The 23834-nt window shown below is 45.4% G+C and carries 19 protein-coding genes and 1 tRNA gene; all 20 read left to right on the top strand.

Translation table 11 applies throughout. The features are described 5' to 3' along the window. Positions 1-29: 29 nt before the first annotated feature. Complete coding sequence (gene rsfS / locus A9E74_RS10895) at positions 30-386, top strand: ribosome silencing factor (RefSeq protein WP_069296650.1); 357 nt, start codon at positions 30-32, stop codon at positions 384-386. After that, the gene (gene rlmH, locus A9E74_RS10890; protein ID WP_069296649.1) at positions 383-853 is read left to right on the top strand and encodes a 23S rRNA (pseudouridine(1915)-N(3))-methyltransferase RlmH; all 471 of its coding nucleotides are present in this window, start codon (positions 383-385) and stop codon (positions 851-853) included. The genes rsfS and rlmH overlap by 4 nt, the downstream gene beginning before the upstream one ends. After that, positions 850-1437 carry a Maf family protein gene (locus tag A9E74_RS10885; protein WP_069296648.1) on the top strand — a complete coding sequence of 196 codons (588 nt, stop codon included), beginning with the start codon at positions 850-852 and terminating at the stop codon, positions 1435-1437. Before rlmH ends, A9E74_RS10885 begins: the two co-directional genes overlap by 4 nt. Next, complete coding sequence (gene rng, locus A9E74_RS10880; protein WP_069296647.1) at positions 1427-2899, top strand: ribonuclease G; 1473 nt, start codon at positions 1427-1429, stop codon at positions 2897-2899. Before A9E74_RS10885 ends, rng begins: the two co-directional genes overlap by 11 nt. A gap of 2 nt (positions 2900-2901) precedes the next feature. Next, positions 2902-6711, top strand: a complete 3810-nt coding sequence (locus tag A9E74_RS10875; protein WP_069296646.1) for a YhdP family protein — start codon at positions 2902-2904, stop codon at positions 6709-6711. A 97-nt stretch (positions 6712-6808) separates the two neighbouring features. Continuing rightward, the gene (gene tldD, locus A9E74_RS10870) at positions 6809-8251 is read left to right on the top strand and encodes a metalloprotease TldD (RefSeq protein ID WP_069296645.1); all 1443 of its coding nucleotides are present in this window, start codon (positions 6809-6811) and stop codon (positions 8249-8251) included. Beyond that, positions 8251-9303, top strand: a complete 1053-nt coding sequence (locus tag A9E74_RS10865) for a tRNA (5-methylaminomethyl-2-thiouridylate)-methyltransferase (RefSeq protein WP_069296644.1) — start codon at positions 8251-8253, stop codon at positions 9301-9303. The genes tldD and A9E74_RS10865 overlap by 1 nt, the downstream gene beginning before the upstream one ends. After that, complete coding sequence (locus A9E74_RS10860; protein WP_069296643.1) at positions 9300-9527, top strand: sulfurtransferase TusA family protein; 228 nt, start codon at positions 9300-9302, stop codon at positions 9525-9527. The genes A9E74_RS10865 and A9E74_RS10860 overlap by 4 nt, the downstream gene beginning before the upstream one ends. 174 nt (positions 9528-9701) lie before the next feature. Continuing rightward, positions 9702-11111: a glutamate--ammonia ligase gene (gene glnA / locus A9E74_RS10855; RefSeq protein ID WP_069296642.1), complete on the top strand. Its 1410-nt coding sequence runs from the start codon at positions 9702-9704 to the stop codon at positions 11109-11111. Between the two features lie 94 nt (positions 11112-11205). Next, complete coding sequence (locus A9E74_RS10850) at positions 11206-11928, top strand: DUF4124 domain-containing protein (RefSeq protein WP_069296641.1); 723 nt, start codon at positions 11206-11208, stop codon at positions 11926-11928. 192 nt (positions 11929-12120) lie between these two features. Further along, positions 12121-13188 carry a nitrogen regulation protein NR(II) gene (gene glnL / locus A9E74_RS10845; RefSeq protein WP_069296640.1) on the top strand — a complete coding sequence of 356 codons (1068 nt, stop codon included), beginning with the start codon at positions 12121-12123 and terminating at the stop codon, positions 13186-13188. Then, a complete protein-coding gene (gene ntrC, locus A9E74_RS10840; protein ID WP_069296639.1) occupies positions 13185-14588 on the top strand; it encodes a nitrogen regulation protein NR(I) in 1404 nt (467 codons plus the stop codon). Before glnL ends, ntrC begins: the two co-directional genes overlap by 4 nt. A 54-nt stretch (positions 14589-14642) precedes the next feature. Beyond that, positions 14643-14719, top strand: a tRNA-Met gene (locus A9E74_RS10835). Positions 14720-14811: 92 nt separating this feature from the next. Beyond that, positions 14812-15258, top strand: coding sequence for a ribosome maturation factor RimP (gene rimP, locus A9E74_RS10830; protein WP_069296657.1), 447 nt, complete (start codon positions 14812-14814; stop codon positions 15256-15258). Positions 15259-15333: 75 nt separating this feature from the next. Beyond that, on the top strand, positions 15334-16848 hold the full coding sequence (nusA, locus tag A9E74_RS10825; RefSeq protein ID WP_069296638.1) for a transcription termination factor NusA: 1515 nt from the start codon (positions 15334-15336) through the stop codon (positions 16846-16848). Between the two features lie 3 nt (positions 16849-16851). Beyond that, complete coding sequence (infB, locus tag A9E74_RS10820) at positions 16852-19656, top strand: translation initiation factor IF-2 (protein ID WP_069296637.1); 2805 nt, start codon at positions 16852-16854, stop codon at positions 19654-19656. Continuing rightward, the gene (gene rbfA, locus A9E74_RS10815) at positions 19656-20057 is read left to right on the top strand and encodes a 30S ribosome-binding factor RbfA (RefSeq protein ID WP_069296636.1); all 402 of its coding nucleotides are present in this window, start codon (positions 19656-19658) and stop codon (positions 20055-20057) included. Before infB ends, rbfA begins: the two co-directional genes overlap by 1 nt. Positions 20058-20066: 9 nt before the next feature. Then, on the top strand, positions 20067-20996 hold the full coding sequence (gene truB, locus A9E74_RS10810) for a tRNA pseudouridine(55) synthase TruB (protein WP_069296635.1): 930 nt from the start codon (positions 20067-20069) through the stop codon (positions 20994-20996). A gap of 129 nt (positions 20997-21125) precedes the next feature. Then, positions 21126-21395, top strand: coding sequence for a 30S ribosomal protein S15 (gene rpsO, locus A9E74_RS10805; protein WP_069296634.1), 270 nt, complete (start codon positions 21126-21128; stop codon positions 21393-21395). A gap of 191 nt (positions 21396-21586) precedes the next feature. Continuing rightward, positions 21587-23689 (top strand): polyribonucleotide nucleotidyltransferase, encoded by a 2103-nt coding sequence (gene pnp, locus A9E74_RS10800; RefSeq protein ID WP_069296633.1) that lies wholly within the window; start codon positions 21587-21589, stop codon positions 23687-23689. The last annotated feature ends 145 nt before the right edge of the window (positions 23690-23834 follow it).

Here is a 23834-nt window from a genome sequence, read left to right as displayed (position 1 = left end):
AACAACAATTTATATTTATTGGAGTGCCCATGAAGGCAGAACAACTGAAATTACTAGTAATAGATGCACTTGAAGACATTAAAGCAGAAGATATCACCGTGTTAGATGTTACCGGAATGACCGATGTCACTGATGTGATGATCATTGCTACCGGTAAGTCCACCAGACAAGTTAAAGCATTAGCCAATGAAGTTTCTTCTCAGGCGAAAGCTGCTGGCGTACAACCGTTGGGCATGGAAGGTGAAGACGTAGGTGAATGGGCATTAGTTGATTTGGGTGATGTTATTGCGCATATCATGACGCCGCAAACCCGAGCAATCTACAATCTTGAAAAATTATGGTCTGTCGCTGAAGTCACGCAAAGTGCTTCGGCCGAGCGTGAATGAAACTGAATTTGCTCGCTGTTGGGCAGAAAATGCCGCAGTGGGTTACTGAAGGTTATAACGAATATGCCAAGCGAATGCCGCGCGAATGTCAGTTGTTACTGAATGAGATAGCGCCGGCCAAACGTGGTAAATCTGGAAGTACAAGTCAATGGATGCAGGAAGAAGGCAAACGGATTATGACAGCCTTACCTGAAAATGATTATGTGGTGGCGCTGGAAGTTGGTGGGCGTAACTGGTCAACTGAGCAATTAGCAGAGCAATTAAAAAACTGGCAGGCCTCTGGTCGTGATGTCAGTTTGTTAGTTGGCGGCCCTGATGGGTTATCCCGTGAGTGTCAACAACGTGCAGATCAACAGTGGTCATTATCTAATTTGACACTGCCGCATCCCTTAGTACGTATTGTGGTTGCCGAGCAGCTCTATCGCGCCTGGACGGTTCTGCAAAATCATCCTTATCATCGCGCATGAACTTGCCAAAGGTTTATCTGGCTTCAGCCTCCCCACGGCGTAAAGAACTCCTGACCCAAATCGGAGTCAATTTTTCAGTATTAAGTATCGCGGTGGATGAGTCGGTTAAGTCTGGTGAAAACCCCTCGGATTACGTTGAGCGTATTGCGCTGGCAAAAGCTCGGGCCGGATGGGATATATTGCAAACGGATTTTCGACCGGTTATTGGTGCAGATACAGCCGTAGTACTGCCCACTCAGCAAATTCTTGGCAAACCGGAAAGTCTGGATCAAGCCAGAGATTTCTTAGGGCAATTGTCAGGTATTCAACATCAAGTATTAAGCGCAGTGGCGATTGTCTGGCAACAGCAATATTGGCTAAGCTTGCAAATCAGTGATGTGCGATTCAAAACACTGACAAACACAGAAATCGACTGGTATCTGGCGACGGGGGAAGGTAAAGACAAGGCCGGAGGATATGCTGTACAAGGCTTAGCGGCGATGTTTATTGAAAATATCAGCGGTAGCTATTCCGGTGTGATGGGGTTGCCATTATTTGAAACTCGTCAGCTTTTACAACAGGTAACTAATCTCAATGAGCAGTGAAATTCTGATTAATGTGACACCAAGTGAAACTCGCGCCGTAGTGGTGGAAAACGGGGTGTTGCAGGAGGTTTTCATTGAGCGCAGTGAACATCGCGGTTTGGTTGGTAACATTTATAAAGGCAAAGTCTGCCGTGTTTTACCAGGCATGCAAGCCGCCTTTGTCGAAATTGGATTATCCCGCGCCGCATTTTTACATGCTTCAGATATTTCGATTCCCAAAGGCCAGTCTGGTGATTTAAAAGAAGCGCCACGAATTACTCCGCCGATTACCAGTTTGTTGCGTGAAGGCGATGAGTTGCTAGTGCAGGTCATCAAAGATCCAATGGGCAGTAAAGGCGCACGCCTGACTACTCAGCTATCCGCATCTTCACGATATTTGGTGTACATGCCAGAAGCTGAGGGCATCGGTATCTCTCTGAAAATTGAAGGCGAAGAAGAGCGTGAGCGGCTGAAAAATTGTTTATCAGAACTGCTCGGTGAGCAACAAGGTGGCTATATTTTACGAACTGCTGCCGAAGGTGTCACAGATGCTGAGTTACAAGCTGATCTGGAGTTTTTACATCGTCTGTGGGAAAAGTTACGCCAACGTGTCACCTCAACACAATGTGGCGAAGCCTTATATCAGGACTTACCGTTAACTTTACGTGCCTTACGCGATTTGTTTTCGCCAGAAATTGAACGTATTCGCATTGATGCTGCTGAAACATTCAAAGAAGCTCAGCAGTTCGCTGAAGGTTTTATGCCGGAATGTGCCGCTAGATTGGAACATTATCGTGGTGACCGACCTCTGTTCGATTTATTCGGCGTAGAGGACGAAATCCAAAAAGCCTTGGATCGCAAAGTCCCGCTAAAATCTGGTGGTTATGTGATTTTTGATCAAACCGAAGCGATGACCACCGTCGATGTGAATACCGGCGGATTTGTCGGTCACAAAAATCTCGAAGAGACTATTTTCAAAACCAATCTGGAAGCCGCTCAGGCAATTGCCCGGCAGTTACGAGTACGTAATCTGGGTGGCATTATCATTATTGATTTCATTGATATGGAAGAAGTTAGTCATCGCGAGCAAGTGTTACGCACCTTCGAAAAAGCCATGCAGATGGATCGGGCCAAACACAATATCTGCGCGGTTTCTGAATTAGGTTTGGTGGAAATGACCCGTAAACGTACCCGCGAGAGTCTGGGGCATATTTTATGCGAACCTTGCCCATGTTGTGATGGACGGGGCTACACCAAAAATGTTGAAACTGTCTGCTATGAAATCTTTCGAGAAATTTTGCGTGAATCCCGCCAATATGAATCCAAGCAGTTTCTGGTGCTGGCCTCTCAGGACGTGATTGATCGACTCAATGATGAAGATTCCACCAAAGTGGCGGAGTTGGAGCAATTTATTGGTAAACCGATTCTGTTTCAATGTGAGCCGCAATATGGCCGTGAACAATTTAATGTGGTGTTGATGTAGCCGTGGCACTACTGCATCGCAGTCTGCACATTGTTGGCAGACAAGTGACCAACATTACGGCCTTGCTCGTGGTGGTACTGCTGGTATGTTTTGGATTGGCGTACTGGCTATCCAGCGCAATTGCTGAACGTAAAGATGAAATTGCAGCCTGGGCAACCGAGAAAACCGGTTATCCAATTCAAATCGGCGAAGCCGGCCTCTACTGGTTTGATTTATTTCCAAAATTGATGGTGACCGATATTGCGGTGATGCAGGCTGAGCCGAATGTCGAGGAGTTGTTCACTGCCAAAGAACTTTATATTGGTCTGGATTTGATCGCGAGTTTGCAACAACGGCAACTGGTCGTTGATTCAGCGCGTTTATCCGGTCTTAAACTGGGCATTCAACGTAGCCCCGACGGCACTATCAGTTTGATTGGCCTGCAAGGTAAAACAGCCAACGAGAACTTGGTTGATTCTGAGATTGATTGGCTTGAACAACTAAAGTCTTGGCGCGATATTGAATTGCTGTCGGCTGAAATCCAATTTGAAGACTTGCTGCAGCCTCAATTCAGTGGTCTCTATCAAGTTAACCAGTTGGCCTTTATCCAGGCTAAAAAGTCCAAACTGATAGGCGATGTTCAGCTGCCGAATCATTTGGGGCAGCAACTTAGTTTTACGGTTGATGCTGTATTAACTGCTGATGGCTTAGCGAGTTGGCAGATTGATGAACTCGATGCCAGCCAATTGCAACTTGCGGCTCTGTTGCAGGATAAACAACTGGATGATGTTTCATTGTTACGTGGTCGTGCTGATATCACGATAGATACTAGTTCAATAGTGAAAAAACAATGGCGAGGCCAAGTTCAGTTCAGTGATGTGAGTCTGGCAAATTTGAATAAACCGGACGTTGAACCTTTAAACATTGATGCCATTTCTGGACAATTTAATTGGCAAGGCGATGCTGCAGCATGGCAATTAAATGCCAATCCCATTCAGTTAACGATTGAAGGCGATAGTTGGCCGCAGTCAACGTTCAATCTGCAATTTTCAAGCGAACAAGGCTGGGAAGCTGAAAGCAGTTATTTGCGGCTTAGTGATGCAACTGCACTGGCACTACTGAGTCAGACCGCACCAGAATTTTTAACACAATATCAACCGGCTGGCGATATTCGAGAGCTACAGCTACAACTGAATAATCAAAATGAATTGCTATCGGTGAAAATGCTGGTGGATGAGTTTGCCAGTCAGCCTGTTGAAGATATTCCTGGGGTAACCGGGCTCAGTTTGCAAGTTGAATGGGAGCCAAGCTATGCAAAAGTGTTGGTAAACAGTCGAAACTTAACGATATTTGCTCCGAGCTGGTTACCAGAAGCCATTTACTTTGATGTAGCCGAAGCAAATATTGACTGGCAACAGGATGAAGATCATTGGCAATTCAAACTTTCAGAAATGAACATCTGGAATAACGATCTGAGCTTGCGTGGCAAAATCGGTATTGAACAACAAAGTGATAGCACATTGGCTGATATCGATATGCAAATGCTCGATGTGGCGGTCGCTAAATGGTTGACCTATGTGCCACGTTCTATTTTAGATCCTGCTTATCTTGCCTGGGCCGAAGATGCCTATACCAGTGGACAGATCGAAACTGGAACGCTTCGCTTAAAAGGTGACTTGTCTGAGTTTCCATTTAAAGATGACGATTCAGCAAATGAATTTGAGTTTGCCTTAAATGTGGTGGATGTCGGCCTGAATTATGGTGAGGGGTGGCCAATGCTGGAGTCTATCAACGGGCAAGTGCTTAGTAGCGGTAATAATCTGAAAATTTTGCCGCGTTCGGGAAAGATTGCGGGTTTCAATTTTGTTGATGTTAAAGCCGATATCAATAATGTTTACCAAGGAAAACCGGTATTAGACTTAAAAGGCTTTTTATCGGGCAGCACTCTTGATGCACTCGGCTTTTTACAGGCCAGTCCTTTAAGTCCGCGTTATGGAGAGATCACTAATTGGGTAAAAGCTCAGGGCAATAGCAATATCGACTTAAAACTGAAAATTCCACTACTTGATCCTGATGCAACTGATGTTGAAGGATATGTCAGTTTTGAGAGCAGCCAGTTAAGTTTGGAAACCTTGCCGGGCATGCCTATTGAAGATGTTAAAGGAAAGTTGTTTTTCAATAATGATGGTGTCAATGCACAAGCCATTACTGCAACTGTTTTTTCTCGACCAGTGACAGTGGATGTTATTCCACAAGCAGAATCAACCCTGGTGACAGCAAAAGGTGAGGTAGATGTCCTGCAACTCGCTGAATTATGGCAAGGTGAAATGCCTGGCTTTGTTCGGGGCATTACACGTTATCAGGCAGATATTGAAATTCGTGAAAAATCGATGGGCGATTTTGAAACCGATATACAGGTCACTTCAGAATTAACCGGTTTAACCATTGATGCACCAGAACCGCTTGGAAAAACGGCAACAGAAAGTCGTCTACTTAACATACGATTAGACCAAGATCCTCAGCAGCGATCGCTTATCCACGTAAATTATGACGATACATTGCATGCTCTCTGGCTTGTACAGGATCCTGCAAGAGCAGAAATAACGATTGGCATAGCTGACCCGCAGTTACCGACTTCGGGCATTCGCTTAAGAGGACGTTTTAACGAATTATCCATATCGGATTGGACACAGTGGCAGCAACAATGGTTGGCAGATTTGCCTGCTACTGAAAATACCGATAACTGGCCTGCCGTAGAAATTGAATTAGCGGCTGATAGCCTGCAGTTTAATCAGTGGACGCTGAGCGATGTGCAGTCAAAAGCGTTTCAAAGAAATCAAATATGGCAGCTGGAAATCCAGTCCAGACAATTACGTGGTGATATTCGTTGGCCAATGGATGCCACATTATTACCCACCTTGCATTTTGATTTTGTAGACCTGCAATTACCGGCATCTAGCAATGATAACGCTGGCCGTAAAAAATTCAGTTCAGACTTGTGGCCCAGTTTTCAGTTGAATATTGATAATTTGACTGTCGACGGCATGCAATTAGGAAGAGTGCAAGCTAAAGCACTTCAGCAAGGTAATCGCTGGGTATTGGAAAATGCCACTCTGCAGTCAGCCGTGTTACAGGCCAATTTGGACGGTGTTTGGCAAAAAAGTGAATCCGCAGATAACAGCCAATTAAATTTACAGCTCAGCAGTAATGATCTGGCTGGCTTGTTTATGGATTTAGGTTATCAACCCGCGGTTCAATCGAATCAAGTCAATGTGACGGGACAGTTCAGTTGGCCTGATGAGCCATTGAATCTGTCTTTGGCTGAGCTACAAGGTAAGCTGAATCTTCAAGTCAATAATGGTCAGTTGGTTGACGTAGAACCGGGAGCAGCCGGAAGAATATTTGGTTTGATGAGTTTTGCCGCCATACCTCGTCGTCTGGCTTTAGATTTCAGTGATTTTTTTGGTAAAGGTTTTGCGTTCCGGCAAATCAGTGGCGATTTTGATTTCGCTAATGGCCTGGCTGTCACCAATAACTTAACCATGCGCGGGGAAAGTGCCACTATTGATGTCTCCGGTCCCATTAATATTGTTGACCGAACCTATCATCAAACTGTTGTAGTGACACCGAAGGTGTCCTCAACCTTGCCACTTGCCGGCGCAGTTGCGGGCGGTCCGGTAGGGCTTGGTGTTGGTACCGCTATCTATCTGGTTGACCGAATAGCTGGTCGACTATTTGATCGGGATTTGGTCGATATGATCAGTTATCGCTATAGACTTACTGGCACTTGGGATGAGCCTGATCTGTCGCTGAATCGCCCAGAAACACCCTAAGTCTAGTCACCTTTCATTTCCAATGTAAGCGGCTATGAAAGATCAATAGGCCCTATGATCTGCTAAGATTGTCATTTTGCCGCGTAGTCCAAATACAATGACAAACTCTCTATTTGAACAATTGGAACAACACATCCTTATGCCTGCTGATCTGCAATCGCAGGATATTGAGCGGGCATTATCGAGTGCCATGCGTCCCGGTGTTGATTTTGCTGATTTGTATTTCCAGCGTTCGCGCGGGGAAAACTGGCTGATGGATGACGGCATCATTAAAGATGGTGGTTATCATCTTGAGCAAGGTGTAGGTGTTCGTGCCTGTAGTGGTGAGAAAACCGGATTTGCTTACTCGGATGATCTGAGTTTGAAATCACTGCTGGAAGCCACTCATGCAGCCAGTGCCGTGGTAAAACATGGACAGCAAAAACAGGTTGATGCTCGAAAAATGGTGAATGCAGCAGCCTTCTATCCAGAGCTTGATCCTATCTTAGGCATGGACACCCAAACAAAATTAAACCTGCTACGCGAAGCTGATGCTTATGCACGCGCCGCTGATCCGCGTGTCACACAAGTCACCGTAAGTCTGGCGGGCAGTCTTGAACATATCTTGATTGCTGCCAGCGATGGCACCTATGCCGCGGATATCCGACCATTAATCCGGATGAATGTCAGCGTGATTGTTGAGTCAAAAGGACGTCGGGAACGTGGCAGCGCGGGTGGTGGTCGTCGTCTGGATTATCAATATTTTGTGGATAATGATTTAGCAGTTGAGTTTGCTAAAGAGGCGGTTCGGCAGGCTTTGGTTAATCTTGATGCAGTTGATGCACCGGCTGGAACGATGCCGGTAGTGTTAGCCTCGGGCTGGCCCGGCGTGTTATTGCATGAAGCTGTCGGTCATGGCTTGGAAGGTGACTTTAATCGCCGGGCTACATCGGCTTTTTCCGGCAAAATTGGTGAACAAGTAGCGTCACCATTATGCACGGTGGTAGATGATGGCACATTGTCGGATAGACGCGGTTCGCTGACCATTGATGATGAAGGTACGCCAACCGAATTCACCACATTGATCGAAAATGGCCGATTGACTGGCTATATGCAGGACAAACTAAATGCCCGTTTAATGGGAATGCGTAGTACCGGTAATGGACGCCGGGAATCATATGCGCATCTGCCGATGCCTCGTATGACCAATACATACATGTTGGCCGGACAACACAAGGCCGAAGAGATAATTGCTTCGGTTGAAAAAGGCATTTATGCGGTGAATTTTGGCGGTGGGCAGGTCGACATTACCTCCGGCAAGTTTGTGTTTTCCAGCAGTGAAGCGTATCTGATTGAAAATGGCAAAGTGACTCGTCCGGTAAAAGGGGCGACGTTGATTGGCAATGGTCCGGAAGTAATGAATCGTATCAGCATGGTGGCCGATGATCTCGAGTTGGACTCAGGCATTGGTAATTGTGGAAAAGAGGGACAAAGCGTGCCCGTGGGCGTGGGCCAACCAACGCTGAAAATTGATGCATTAACTGTCGGGGGAACAGCTTAATGAGTTCATCGCACAAAGCTGTTGCATTGATCTCCGGTGGTCTGGATTCAATGCTGGCAGTGCGAGTGATGCAAGAGCAGGGCATTGAAGTTGAAGGCATCAATTTTTTTACCGGATTTTGCGTCGAAGGCCATACCCACGCGATTCGTAATCAGCATAAAGACAAACAGAAACGTAATAACGCGTTATGGGTTGCCGAACAGCTGGGCATAAAGTTACACATCATTGATGTCATTGAAGAATACAAAGATGTGTTGCTTAATCCCAAGCATGGCTATGGTAGCAATATGAATCCCTGTCTTGACTGTAAGATCTTTATGGTCAAAAAAGCAGTTGAATGGGTAAAACAAAACCATATGCGCGGGTTTGATTTCATTATCACCGGTGAAGTAATCGGTCAGAGGCCTAAATCCCAATTAAAACGGACTATGCCAATTGTGGCAGCGGAATCCGGTGCTGATGATCTGCTGTTACGTCCTTTATGCGCCAAGAATTTGCAGCCCACTAAACCAGAGCGTGAAGGCTGGGTTGATCGGGATCAGCTTTTTGGTTTTCATGGTCGAAATCGTAAGCCGCAAATCGCATTGGCAAAACAATTTGGTTTCGATGATTTTGCTACTCCCGCCGGCGGCTGTTGTTTTCTAACCGACGAAAGTTACTCCAGCAAGTTGGTAGATTTGTGGCAAGCCAGAAATAGCCGGGAATATGAACTGGATGACATTATGTTGTTGAAAGTTGGCCGACATATTCGACCGAAAGCAGATTTTAAAATGATCATCGCCCGTGATGCGGGTGAAAGTAAGTTTCTTGAAGGCTATCGCAAACAGTTTATCAGTCTGTATTCCACCAGCCATAATGGGCCTATGGCAATTATTGATGGCGATATTGAACAGCAGGATTTTCCACTGGCAGCATCCATTGTTGCGCGTTTTGGCCAAGGTCGACATGCTGATGAAGTTGAGGTGGAGATTACTGTTCCAGACAAACCACCCAAACATATTCAAACCCGGCCTATCAATGTAGGACATGTTCCACAGGAGTGGTACGTGTGAAGCAACTCGAATTAGATGCAAGAAGACTGTTATGTCCCTTGCCAGTAATCAAAACGCAGAATAAAGTAGCTGAATTATCTTCAGGAGATCTTCTAAAAGTAATTTGCACCGATCCTGGAGCATTAAGTGATATTCCGGCTTGGGCCAGAATCCATGGACATCAAATTGTGGAGTCCGTGGAAGAGGGGGATGAGATCACTATTACGGTCCGTGTTGGTGCGTAGCACCTTTTTTGTGCATAAGTAAAAGAGTTTGCACCATTTTGATGCAGTTGTTGTTGATGGTTGCACTCAAATGGTTGATTTTATAGGACAGATTAGTTGGCAAGGTTTGTGCTGTATTAGCGAGTGAGTTTTTTGCACCAAGGTGTGCAGTTTTTTCAATTTTGGAGATTATAAATGTCAGTCGAAAATGTGCTTCAGTTGATTAAGGACGAGGACGTTAAATTCCTTGATTTCCGTTTCACCGACACGCGTGGTAAAGAGCAGCACGTTTCTTACCCTGCCCATTCAATTGATGAAGATACTTTCTCAGAAGGTGTGATGTTTGATGGTTCATCTGTTGCAGGTTGGAAAGGTATCAACGAATCAGACATGATTCTGATGCCAGATGCTTCGACAGCCGTTTTGGATCCATTTATGGATGATACAACGTTGATCGTTCGTTGCGATATCGTTGAGCCAGCGACCATGCAAGGCTATGAGCGTGACCCACGTAGCGTTGCAAAACGTGCAGAAGCTTACCTTGCTTCTACCGGTTTGGCAGATACTGCTTACTTTGGTCCTGAACCAGAATTCTTCATTCTTGATGATGTTCGTTGGGGTAGTGATATCTCCGGTTCTTTCTACAAAATCGATTCAAATGAATCTTCATGGAACACCGAAAAAGTATTCCCTGATGGTAACAAAGGTCACCGCCCAAGCGTAAAAGGTGGTTATTTCCCAGTGCCGCCAGTTGATTCACTACAAGACATCCGTTCAGCCATGTGTTTGACCATGGAAGAAATGGGCTTGGTTACTGAAGTTCACCATCATGAAGTGGCGACTGCGGGACAATGTGAAATCGGTACTAAATTCAACACCTTGGTTAAAAAAGCCGACGAAGTTCAAATCCTGAAATATGTCGTGCAAAACGTTGCACATGCTTATGGCAAAACAGCGACCTTTATGCCAAAACCTTTAGTTGGTGATAACGGTAGCGGTATGCACGTTCACCAATCGTTGGCCAAAGATGGTGAAAACCTGTTTACTGGTAACAAGTACGGTGGTTTGTCTGAAACGGCCTTGTTCTACATTGGCGGTATCATCAAACATGCTAAAGCATTAAATGCTTTCACTAACCCGGGTACAAACAGCTACAAACGTTTGGTCCCTGGTTTTGAAGCACCAGTTATGTTGGCTTATTCAGCGCGTAATCGTAGCGCCTCTATCCGTATTCCTTTTGTCAGCAATCCAAAAGGACGTCGTATCGAAGTCCGTTTCCCTGATCCATCTGCTAACCCATACTTAGCGTTCAGTGCAATGATGATGGCGGGTCTGGATGGTATTAAAAACAAGATCCACCCTGGCGATGCAATGGATAAAGATTTATACGATTTGCCACCAGAAGAAGATGCAGCGATTCCAAAAGTTTGCCATGCGCTGGATCAAGCATTGGCGGAGCTGGACAAAGATCGTGCTTTCTTGACCGAAGGCGGCGTATTCACTGATGACATGATTGATGGCTATATCGCGTTGAAGATGGAAGAAGTTACTCGTCTGCGTATGGAAACTCATCCTGCCGAGTTTGATCTGTACTACAGCCTGTAAATTTTTGATTGCAGTCACAAAACGCCTCCTTTATGGAGGCGTTTTTTTTGTTTGTCAGTTGCACAATTGAAAGCCCTAACCTATATTCCTATTCATGAAATTTATTATTTTTATGTTAGTGGGTTTGGGAACCGCGGTTGCCGGTGACATCTATCGATGGATTGATGAAAACGGCAACGAAGTCTATTCAGACCAGCCGACTGAAAATGCCGAAAAGATTGAACTGCGCCACTCAATGATATACACCCCTGTAGCAATACCTGGCAGCAATGACCTTACTACTGATGATACACAAACAGCAACGGAACAATCGGAAACAGACCAAACTGAACCCGCACCGAATTATCAGTTGATTATCGTTTCTCCTGAAGATGATGCTGGTATTCGGGTCAATAATGGCAATGTAGTAGTGAATCTGCAGGTTATCCCAGCATTGGTACCAGAACGTGGTGATAGGATTCAGCTTTATCTCGATGGTTTACCTGTGGGGCTGCCGATGCCTCAATTGAGTTTCTTACTGGAAAATCTTGATAGAGGAACACATCAACTCTCAGCTGTCGTATTAAATGCGTCTGGCGAAGTCCTGGCTCAAAGTGCACCAACAACTTTTCACTTGCAGCGGAGCAGCTTACTGCAACCAGGCCGCGAACAAAATAATACTCCAGGAACTGGAGCACCAACAATTCCAGCCAATCCTTCAATACCAAGTCTTCCCTCAGCTCCGGGCTTTCCGTCAACTCCTAGCCTTCCATCAACACCGGGTCATCCAACCATACCAGGCCACGCCCCAACTCCGCCCCCTCAGAATCCCAACTAAGTTTTCTTGAATAACCTTGTGCACCAAAATGAAGCGTACAATGGCGTAATTAGACTTCCCAAATACCCAAAATAATACCTCTGCTTGATTTGCATATAAGTAAAATTAAATTATTTCTATTGGAATCATCACGTTAAATTTTATGTTTTCTAATGTGCTTACAAATGGAGCGTTTTTTGCAAATGGCATGCCATGAACTTAAATGACAAACTTATCAATATAGAACAGTTATCCAGTAATGATGTACTGGAAAGTCTGACTACCGCCATATTGGTACTCGACACAAATCTACGTGTTTGTTATATCAACACGGCAACTGAAGTTATGTTTGAAATCAGCCAACGCCAGGCTGAACACATTCCTTTTCAAACCTTGCTACCAGGTGAAACACATTTACTTACGTCATTGCGTCGGGTTATCAGTAATGGACAGGCGTTAATTGAACGAGAAATTCAGTTGTTTCTTCCAGCGGCCGGCGAAATAGTGGTTGATTGTTCAATCAAAATGTTAGATGTTGCTGAACCCCGATTGTTGGTTGAACTGGCACAATTGGATTATCAACAACGAGTGAATCGTGATGAAAATCTGCATACCCAGCAACAGGTTGTGCGTGGATTGGCGCACGAAATCAAAAATCCACTGGGTGGTTTAAGAGGTGCTGCGCAATTATTGGAGCGGCAACTCGATTCTGATGATTTAAAGGAATACACCCAGATCATCATAAATGAAGCCGATCGTCTGCAAAACTTGATGACAAGAATGTTGGGACCGTATCAGCAATCAGAAAAAAACCAAGTAAATATTCATGAAGTATTACAACGGGTGCGGCAGTTGGTTGATATTGAGGTAGACGAACGACTAAAGTTTATAGCCGACTACGACCCCAGTATTCCCGAGTTGTATGCGGATTTTGATCAGCTGATACAGATTGTTTTGAATATTGTCCGTAATGCGGTGCAAGCGATGCATGGCGCTGGGGTGATCCGTTTACGAACTCGGATTCAACGTAATCTCACCATAGAGAAGCGATTTCATAAATTAGGTGTTTTGATAGAAGTCGAGGATAACGGACCGGGCATTCCCAAACAATTACAGGATAGCTTGTTTTATCCCTTAGTCACGGGAAGAGCTGACGGCACCGGACTTGGACTTTATCTTGTACAGAATCTGGTACAGCGTAATGCGGGTACAGTTAGTTGTACTAGCCATGCCGGCCAAACCATATTCTCAATTATTTTTCCTTTGGAGTTAAAACCGTGAGCGCTAAAGCGATAGCATGGATTGTTGATGATGACCGATCAATTCGATGGGTATTACAAAAGGCATTGGAAGCCGTAGATATTTCTGTCAAAGCCTTTGAAAGCGGAGATTTGGTTTTAGAACAACTCAAACGCGGCACCGATACACCGCCAGATGTGCTGGTTAGTGATATCCGCATGCCTGGACTTGATGGATTACAGTTACTTGCTGAAATCCAGCGAAACCAGCCTGATTTGCCAGTGATTATCATGACGGCTTATTCAGATTTGGATAGCGCAGTATCAGTCTATGAAGGAGGCGCCTTTGAGTATTTGCCTAAACCCTTTGATGTTGATGAAGCAGTAGATTTAGTTCAACGGGCAATAACTCATCATCGTCAGCAGCATACTAACCCTGCTGGTGAAATGAATATTGGCAGTGAGATTATTGGCGAAGCGCCAGCGATGCAGGAAGTGTTTCGAGCTATTGGTCGTCTGGCACGTTCCAACATCACGGTATTAATAAATGGTGAATCGGGCACGGGTAAAGAGTTGGTCGCACACGCTTTGCACAAGCATAGCCCGCGTCGCGCGTCACCGTTTATTGCGTTAAATATGGCTGCTATTCCCAGAGAATTATTGGAATCAGAATTATTTGGTCATGAAAAAGGCTCGTTTACCGGAGCACATGTTCAACGTAAAGGCCGTTTTGAACAAGCCGATGGCGGTACATTATTTCTAGACGAAATTGGCGACATGCCGCTTGAACTGCAAACCCGCTTGTTGCGGGTGCTTTCGGATGGAGAATTTTTCAGAGTTGGCGGGCATAGTCCGGTAAAAGCCGATGTGAGAATTATCGCTGCGACGCATCAGAATCTGGAGCAGCAGGTTGAACGAGGGGATTTTCGTGAAGATTTGTTTCATCGATTAAACGTTATCCGTATTCATATCCCATCATTACGCGAACGCCGTGAAGATATTCCAGCATTGGTGGCCTATTTTCTTAACAAAGCAGCACGCGAACTTAATATGGGGGTTAAGAGTGTTTCCCCTGAAGTGGAACGCTACTTATCGCAGCTGCCATGGCCTGGTAATGTCAGACAACTGGAGAATACCTCCCGCTGGCTGACCGTGATGTCTCCAGGTCAGGTTGTGCAGATGGATGATCTGCCAATGGAACTCACTGCCGATGCCAGTGTTGAGTCAAGCCGTAGTGGTGGCGATTGGCAGCAACTGTTCCGTCAATGGGCAGCAAGCAAGGCATTAAGTGGTCAGGAAGGGGTATTGGCAGATGTGGTTCCGATGATTGAACACCTGTTGATGGAGGTTGCTTTAGAGAAAACGGCGGGCAAGCGTCAGGAAGCCGCAAAATTATTGGGCTGGGGCCGCAATACCTTAACGCGGAAACTGAAAGAGAATTAACAAACAGGCTTGCGGGTAAGTCGCATCCTGTGTATAGTATGCGACTTAGTCAGGTGCGGGGTGGAGCAGCCTGGTAGCTCGTCGGGCTCATAACCCGAAGGTCGTTGGTTCAAATCCAGCCCCCGCTACCAATAATAATGTTAAGACAGGACCCCTAATTGGGGTTTTTGTTTTTGTGGAGTTAAAATTGGGCCAATGGCCCTTTTTTTTTATTTGTTTGCCTATGGCCGTATCTGATCAAATTGAAAAACTAATTGAAGCACCGATTGAGTCGCTGGGATACCAGCTGGTCGGTGTGGAATACATGCAGGGTGGACAAAATCCACTGCTGCGAATCTATATCGATGCAGATCAAGGCATTGGCATTGAAGATTGCGAACGCGTCAGTCATCAGGTCAGTGGCATTCTCGATGTCGAAGACCCCATCAAAAAAGCCTATTCCCTGGAAATTTCCTCCCCCGGATTTGATCGTCCTTTATTCAAGGAACGTGACTTTATCCGTTTTACTGGTTCGCCAGCAAAAATCACCACTAAGTTACCGGTGGATGGTCGACGGAATTTTACCGGTATATTGCATGGCTTTGATAATGGTGACGTATTAATTGAAGTAGATGGCGAGGTTTACGCCTTACCATTGGCAAAGTTGGCTAAAGCACGACTGGTTGCCTGAAAAAGCGTATTATTTGCTGTTAATGTAAAAACTTAGTTTTGGATCAATCGCTTGCATCGATCCACTGGGGGCGTGATGAATAATAAAGAAATTTTGCTGGTTGTTGATGCCATGTCTAATGAAAAAGGCGTGGGAAAAGAAGTTATATTTCAGGCGATTGAAGCGGCACTGGCGATGGCTACCCGTAAGCGTTATGAAATGGAAATAGATGCGCATGTTGCGATTGATCGCCAAACTGGCAACTATGAAACATTCCGTCAATGGTTGATTGTTGATGATAATGATGACGACTTTGAATCTTCAGAAACCCACATCACATTATCCGATGCACTAGAAAAACAAGCCGATGCGCAAGTCGGTGGATATATCCGCGAACCAATGGAATCAGTTGAGTTTGGCCGTATTGCTGCACAAACTGCCAAACAGGTTATTGTGCAAAAAGTACGCGAAGCCGAACGCGCCCAAGTCGTCGATATGTATCGCGAGAAACTTGGCCAAATGATTCACGGCACAGTTAAACGAGTCGAGCGCGGCAATGTCACGCTGGATTTAGGTGGCAATGCTGAAGCATTACTGCCTCGCGAAGAAATGATTCCGCGTGAAAACTTCCGCAGTGGTGATCGCGTTCGTGGCTATTTAAAAGAAATCCGTTCGGAAGCGCGTGGACCACAACTGATTGTCAGTCGCGTAGCACCAGAATTGTTGATTGAACTATTCAGCCTGGAAGTGCCTGAAATCGGTGATGGCATGATTGAGATCAAGGGTGCTGCCCGCGATCCTGGTTTACGTGCCAAAATCGCTGTTTTAGCTCACGAGCCACGAATTGATCCTGTTGGTGCTTGTGTTGGTATGCGTGGTTCACGTGTACAAGCTGTGACCAATGAATTAGCTGGTGAACGTGTTGACATTATCCTGTGGGATGAAGAGCCCGCCCGCTTTGCTATTAATGCTATGGCGCCAGCAGAAGTATTATCGATTGTTGTTGATGAAGATGCTCACAGCATGGACATCGCCGTTGAAGACGGTCAGTTATCACAGGCTATTGGTCGTGGTGGCCAGAATGTCCGACTTGCCAGCCAATTAACTGGTTGGGAACTGAATGTCATGTCTGCATCGGATGCCGATCAAAAAGCCGAAACCGAAATCAGCTCATTGATTCAAACCTTTATGGCCGATCTGGATGTTGATGAAGATGTCGCGTTGATTCTGGCCCAGGAAGGCTTCTCTTCTTTAGAAGAAGTGGCATATGTCCCAGAACAAGAAATGCTTGATATCGAAGAATTTGATGCAGATATTGTTAACGAATTACGTTCACGTGCCAGAGATGTGTTGTTGACCAGAGCTATCGCCAGTGAAGAGCAAATTGAAAATGCTTCTCCTGCCGAAACATTGAACGATATACCTGGAATGAGCACTGAGTTAATTGCCAAACTGAATAGTCATGGTGTTATGACGGTTGATGATCTTGCAGATCAGTCTGTGGATGAATTGGTAGAAGCTGGTGGCATTGATGAAAAACAAGCTGCCGCATTTATCATGAAAGCACGTGAATCATGGTTTGCAGACGAACAAACTGAAACAGGGGAGTAACCAATGAGTGACATGAAGGTTAAGGACCTGGCCGACACAGTCGGTATCACACCTGAGCGTTTAGTAGATCAACTTAACGAAGCTGGAATTAAAGTTTCCAAGCCAGATGACTTGATCACTGAAGACCAAAAACAGACGCTTCTGCAATTTTTGCAGCAAAGACATGGCAAATCGGCTGGTGATAATGATGCATCGCCTAAAAAAATTACACTTAAACGTAAATCGGTTAGTGAAATTAAATTAGGTGGTGGTACTTCACGGCAAGCTGGTAAAAGTGTCAGCGTGGAAGTCCGTAAAAAAAGGACTTTTGTAAAACGTACTGATGTTGAAGCGGTTGCTGTAGCTCCAGTTGAAGAACCAGCCGTTTTATCTCAAGCACAGCTGCATGCTGAAGAAGTTTCTCGTCAGGAACAACTACGTCTGCAGGAAATTGCGCGTAAACAACAAGAACAAACCAGCCGTGAGCAGGAAGAGTCTGAAAGAGAAGCTGCTGCAGTAGCTGCAGCTATTGAAGCTGAAAGACTGGCGGTTGAAGAAGCGCGATTAGCGGCAGAAGAAGAACAACGGGCCTTAGCAGAAGAAGCGAAAGCCAAACAAGAAAAACAATCTGCTCCTACTCCGGCGACAAAACAACCTGCTAAACCAGAATTGACAGCTTCTCAACTCGCTCATAAAAAGTTGGAAGAAGCCGATGCCAAACGTCGTGCTGCAAATATTGCGAGAATCGACGCTGAAAAAGCGCTCGAAGCCCGCAAAAAAGCCCGCGAAGAGGAAGAAGCTTTAGAAAAAGCCAAAGAAGAAGCACGTTTGGCAGCTGCTGAAGCACAAGCTAAAGAGCAAAAACCAGATCGTAAAGAAGCAGACGCAAAACACGTTGCCAGTAAAGACAAACCAGCAAAACGTGGTCGTTTCCAGCGTGATGATGAGTTTGAACGCAAAGAACTGCATGTCAGTGAAGGCAAAGGTCGTCGTAAAAAGAAAAAAGGTGTATCACAGAGAACGACTACTGTTGAAACTTCGACAGAACATGGCTTTTCACGCCCAACCGCACCGGTTGTCCGTGAAGTCAGTGTGCCGGATACTATTTCAGTCTCTGATTTAGCACAACGTATGTCAGTGAAAGCTGCTGAAGTAATTAAAGCTTTGATGGGTATGGGCACGATGGCCACTATCAATCAAGTGCTGGATCAAGATACAGCTGTTATTCTGGTTGAAGAAATGGGCCATGTTGCTAAACCAGTTCAGGAAAATGAAGTTGAACAGGCTTTAGAAACGTCAATTGAAATTACCGGCGAAGCGGTTCCGCGAGCTCCAGTAGTCACTGTTATGGGCCATGTTGATCACGGTAAAACCTCACTGCTCGATTACATCCGTCGTACTAAAGTGACCTCTGGTGAAGCCGGTGGTATTACCCAGCATATCGGCGCTTATAAAGTTGAAACCAGCCGTGGTGAAGTTACCTTCCTGGATACGCCAGGCCATGCGGCATTTACTGAAATGCGTTCACGTGGTGCTAAAGTTACGGATATTGTGGTATTGGTTGTTGCAGCTGATGATGGCGTTATGCCTCAGACCATTGAAGCGGTGCAACATGCAAAAGCTGCTGGTTCTACGCTGATTGTAGCGGTAAACAAAATGGATAAACCTGATGCCAGTCCGGATCGGGTTAAGCAAGAATTAACCAATCATGAAGTCGTACCGGAAGACTGGGGTGGTGACGTGCAGTTTGTGCCCGTTTCAGCTCTAACCGGTATGGGTGTTGAAGATTTACTTGAAGCAATTTCTCTGCAAGCTGAAGTCATGGAATTGACAGCGCCTGTCAAAGGTCCTGCACACGGTACGGTTGTTGAGTCTCGTCTTGATAAAGGCCGCGGTACTGTGGTTACTGTGCTGGTTCAACGTGGCACGTTGCGTAAAGGTGACATTGTTGTAGTCGGTCAGGAATTCGGCCGGGTTCGTGCCTTGTTCAATGAAAATGGTCAGCCAATGGATGAAGCCGGTCCTTCGACTCCAGTTGAATTATTAGGTCTTTCTGGAACTCCGGCTTCAGGTGATGAGTTGCAGGTTGCCCCAGACGATCGTACGGCGAGAGAAATTGCCAGCTTCCGTCAAACCAAAGCTCGTGAACTGAAAATGGCTCAGCAACAGGCTGCCAAGTTGGATGATATGTTCAACAAAATGGAAGCTGGCGATTTGAAAACCCTTAATGTGGTTATCAAAGGCGATGTCCATGGTTCAGTTGAAGCGGTTAGCCAAGGTCTACAGAAACTGTCGACAGATATGGTTCAGGTTCGAGTTATCGGTTCAGGTGTCGGTGGTATTAACGAAACTGACGCACAATTGGCAGCTGCTTCTGATGCGATTTTGATCGGTTTCAATGTTCGTGCTGATAATACCGCGCGTAAAGTAATTGCTGAAAAAGGCCTGGATGTTCAATATTTCAGCATCATTTACGATTTGCTGGATGTCGTGACCAAAGCCATGACCGGTATGCTTGAACCTGTCTATAAAGATGAAATTATTGGTCTGGCCAGGGTTGATGATGTGTTCAGCTCACCAAAATTTGGTGATATCGCTGGTTGCTTGGTGCTCGAAGGCAGTGTGAAACGTAACAATCCAATTCGTGTTCTGCGTGATAACGTAGTTATTTACGAAGGTGAACTCGAATCACTGCGTCGTTTCAAAGATGATGTTAATGAAGTTAATGCCGGTACCGAATGTGGTATTGGTGTGAAAAACTACAAAGACGTTAAACCGGGCGATCAAATCGAAGTCTTTGAACGTGTACTGATGAAACCGAGTCTTTAATGGCAAGAGAATTTAGTCGCACAAATCGAATCAGTGAGGTCATGATGCGTGAATTGGCCTTGCTGATTCAGCATGACCTGGCTGATCCGCGTGTCAGTATGGTCACGGTGTCACATGTCGATGTGACATCCGACCTGAAATATGCGCGTATCTATGTCACACGACTCAGTGGTTTTGATTCCGAAGAAGCGGCCAAAGAATGTTTGGCAGGTTTAAATAATGCGGCAGGGTACTTACGCCGTGCGTTGGCAAAGCGGGTGAAATTACGCATCATGCCGGAACTACAATTCCGTTATGACACCACATTGGAACATGGCTTTTATATGGATGAATTAATTTCCAAAGCCAATGCCGATCTTAAGGACGAGCCAGAGTCTGACCCAGAAACTGATAAAGATTGAGTTTCGTCGATGGCCAAACGCAGTAAAAAAGGTCGTGATATTACCGGTATCGTGATTGTCGATAAACCAACCGGGCTCAGTTCCAATCATGTTCTGCAACGCGTCAAACGTTTGTTTAACGCCAACAAAGCAGGCCATACTGGCAGTCTTGATCCTCTAGCAACGGGTGTTTTACCTGTTTGCCTTGGCGAAGCCACCAAACTCTCCACTTATTTGCTCGATGCAGATAAACAGTATCAAGTACGTTGTCAGCTAGGTGTTCTTACCGATAGTGGTGATAGTGACGGTGCTGTTATCGCCGAACAAAATATCCCTGACTATTCCGTTGAACAACTGCAAAAAGTTTTGCAGGACTTTGTCGGTGAGCAACAACAGATCCCACCCATGTTTTCAGCGTTAAAACATCAGGGACAACCGCTTTATAAACTGGCGCGTCAAGGTATTGAAATCGAGCGTAAATCTCGTCTTATTACCATCTACAGTATTGAGCTTCTGGCGAGTGATGCCGAAAGTTTTACGCTGCAGGTTGCCTGTAGCAAAGGTACTTATATACGCACCTTGGTTCAGGATATTGCAGCTGCATTAGGCAGTTGTGGACATGTCACTATGCTCAGACGCACCGATGCCGCTGGCTATGATTTAACCCAAGCGTTAAGTCTGGAGACGTTACAGGAACTAGCCGAACAGCAAGGTTTTACCGGCCTTGATACCCAATTATTACCCGCCCATGAAGCCTTGCCAGAATGGCCTGAGGTAAGGTTGGATGCTGAGATGTCTGCCGATATGCGTTTTGGACGCACCGTATTAACGGAAACGCAGGGACAAAGCGCAAAAGTTCGTTTATTTGATTATCAGGATCAATTTATCGGTCTGGGTGAAATAGCGTTGGATGGCACTGTGTCAGCAAAACGCTTGTTTGTAACTGGCGATACGGTTTAACTCGCTTGTGAAGAGCGGATAAAACCGGTAAAATTCGCCACTCTTAAAAGGTTGGGTAGTCTGGTTTAACTTGCTGGATTATTTCAGAATTTAACTCATAGCAAAAGCTATACAAAAGTTGGAGTTTTTATGTCAATTACTGCAGAACAAAAACAAGAAATTATTAAAAAATACGCTCGTACAGAAGGTGATACTGGTTCAGCTGAAGTTCAAGTTGCATTGTTAACCGCGCGTATTACGAATCTTTCAGACCATTTCAAAAGTAACACCCATGACCATCATTCACGTCAAGGTCTGTTAAAAATGGTTAGTGGTCGTCGCAAAATGCTCGACTACCTGAAAAAAACCGACATTACCCGTTACCGTGATTTGATTGCTGACTTAGGTCTGCGTCGCTAATTACCCAACGTGGTCTGTAAAACAACTCATCGAGCCTGCGCCAATAGCATTGGCATAAGGTTGATGCGTTGACTGATATGCCCCTGAAATCCCCCGCGGTTTCAGGGGCATATTCATTTATGCGTTTATCGTTTTTATAAATCAGTCATGAAAAGGTTTGTGGCTGGTGTTGTCAAGAGAAGGAAATACTAGTGAATTCAGTTAAAAAGACAGTTCAGTTCGGTGAGCACACGCTTAGCCTGGAAACCGGAAAAATCGCGCGTCAGGCAGGTGGTTCAATTATCGCCAGTCTGGGTGAAACTGCAGTGCTCGTCACTGTCGTCGGTAAGAAAAATGTTAATCCAGGACAGGATTTCTTTCCATTAACCGTTAATTATCAAGAACGCACCTACGCGGCCGGTAAAATTCCTGGCGGTTTCTTCAAACGTGAAGGACGTCCTTCCGAGAAAGAAACTCTGACATCCCGTCTGATCGATCGTCCACTGCGTCCATTGTTTCCTAAAGGTTTCATCAACGAAGTTCAGGTTATTGCCACCGTAATGGCTTTGGATCCTGAAATTGATCCAGATATTCCGGCGATGATTGGTGCTTCTGCAGCATTAGCTGTTTCTGGCTTACCGTTTAATGGTCCATTAGGTGCCGCCCGCGTAGGTTATGTTGATGGTAACTACATTCTGAATCCTTCAAAGAAACAGTTAGCAAACAGCTCGTTGGATTTAGTTGTTGCCGGTACTGTCAGTGCCGTATTGATGGTTGAATCTGAAGCCTCTGAACTGCCTGAAGAAGTCATGTTAGGTTCTGTGATGTACGGTCATCAGCAAATGCAAACTGCGATCAAACTGATCGAAGAGCTGAAAGCTGAAGCTGGTAAACCGGCTTGGGAATGGACTGCTCCGGAAAAAGATGATCGTTTATACAATGCAGTTAAAGAACAAGCATTTGAAGGCATTAAAAACGCTTATGCGATCAGCGACAAAATGCAACGTCAGGATCAACTGGCCGAAATTCGTCAAACAGCTGTAGATACATTAGTGACCGAAGAGGGTGAATGGTCTGCTGATGATGTTAAAGGTTTGTTTGGCAAATTAGAAAAAGAACTGGTTCGTGGCCGTATTATTGCCGGTGAACCACGTATCGATGGTCGTGATACTAAAACTGTTCGCCCAGTATTTGTTGAAACTACAGTATTACCACGTGTTCATGGTTCTGCCTTGTTTACCCGTGGTGAAACTCAGGCGATTGTTGTTGCAACATTGGGTGCTGAACGTGATGCACAGATGATTGACGCGGTAGAAGGTGAATACCGTGATCGTTTCATGCTGCATTACAACTTCCCGCCATTCTGCGTTGGTGAAACCGGCTTTGTAGGTTCACCAAAACGTCGTGAAATCGGTCATGGCAAATTAGCTAAACGCGGTATTCAAGCGGTTATGCCAACGGCTGAAGAATTCCCGTATGTGGTTCGTGTGGTTTCAGAAATCACTGAATCAAATGGTTCAAGCTCAATGGCTTCCGTTTGTGGTACATCATTAGCATTAATGGATGCTGGTGTGCCGATTAAAGCACCAGTCGCCGGTATTGCCATGGGTCTGATTAAAGAGCCCGATGGTTATGCCGTTTTGACCGATATTCTGGGTGATGAAGATCACCTGGGTGATATGGACTTTAAAGTTGCAGGTACCGCAAAAGGCGTTACCGCACTGCAAATGGATATCAAGATCGAAGGTATCAACGAAGAAATCATGCGTACCGCACTGGCACAAGCTCGTGATGGCCGTCTGCATATTCTGGAAAAAATGAATGCAGTAATTTCAACCCACCGTCAGGAAATGTCAGAGTTTGCCCCACGCATTATCACGGTAAAAATTCACGCTGACAAAATCCGTGATGTTATCGGTAAAGGTGGTGCGACCATTCGTGCAATCACTGAAGAAACCGGCGCGACCATCGATATCCAAGATGATGGCACGGTGATGATTTTCTCTTCTGATTTCAATGCGGGTCAGGATGCATTACATCGTATTGAGCAAATCACTGCTGAAGTCGAAGTAGGCAAGATTTACCAGGGCCGTGTTGCCAAACTGATGGATTTTGGTGCGTTTGTCACCATTCTGCCGGGTAAAGATGGTCTGGTGCATATTTCACAAATCTCTGATGAGCGTGTGGAAAATGTAAGCGACAAACTGTCAGAAGGTGACATGATTGAAGTGAAGGTTTTGGAAGTAGATCGCCAGGGCCGTATTCGCTTGAGCATGAAAGCGGTTCATGAGACAACTGCAGCAGAAGCAGAATAAATCAGCTGATTCAGCTTAGATTTGAAAGCCCCGCTTAGCGGGGCTTTTTTTTGGGAATTCATCGTGTTGCTCCAATATTATTAATGATACTTGTGAGCTTTGTTCTGTGGTTATATCGCATTTTTCATAATGACTTTTAGGGTGG

Source organism: Methylophaga muralis, from assembly GCF_001720165.1.
GTDB classification, from domain to species: domain Bacteria; phylum Pseudomonadota; class Gammaproteobacteria; order Nitrosococcales; family Methylophagaceae; genus Methylophaga; species Methylophaga muralis.
This window is presented reverse-complemented; position numbering and strand designations above follow the sequence as displayed.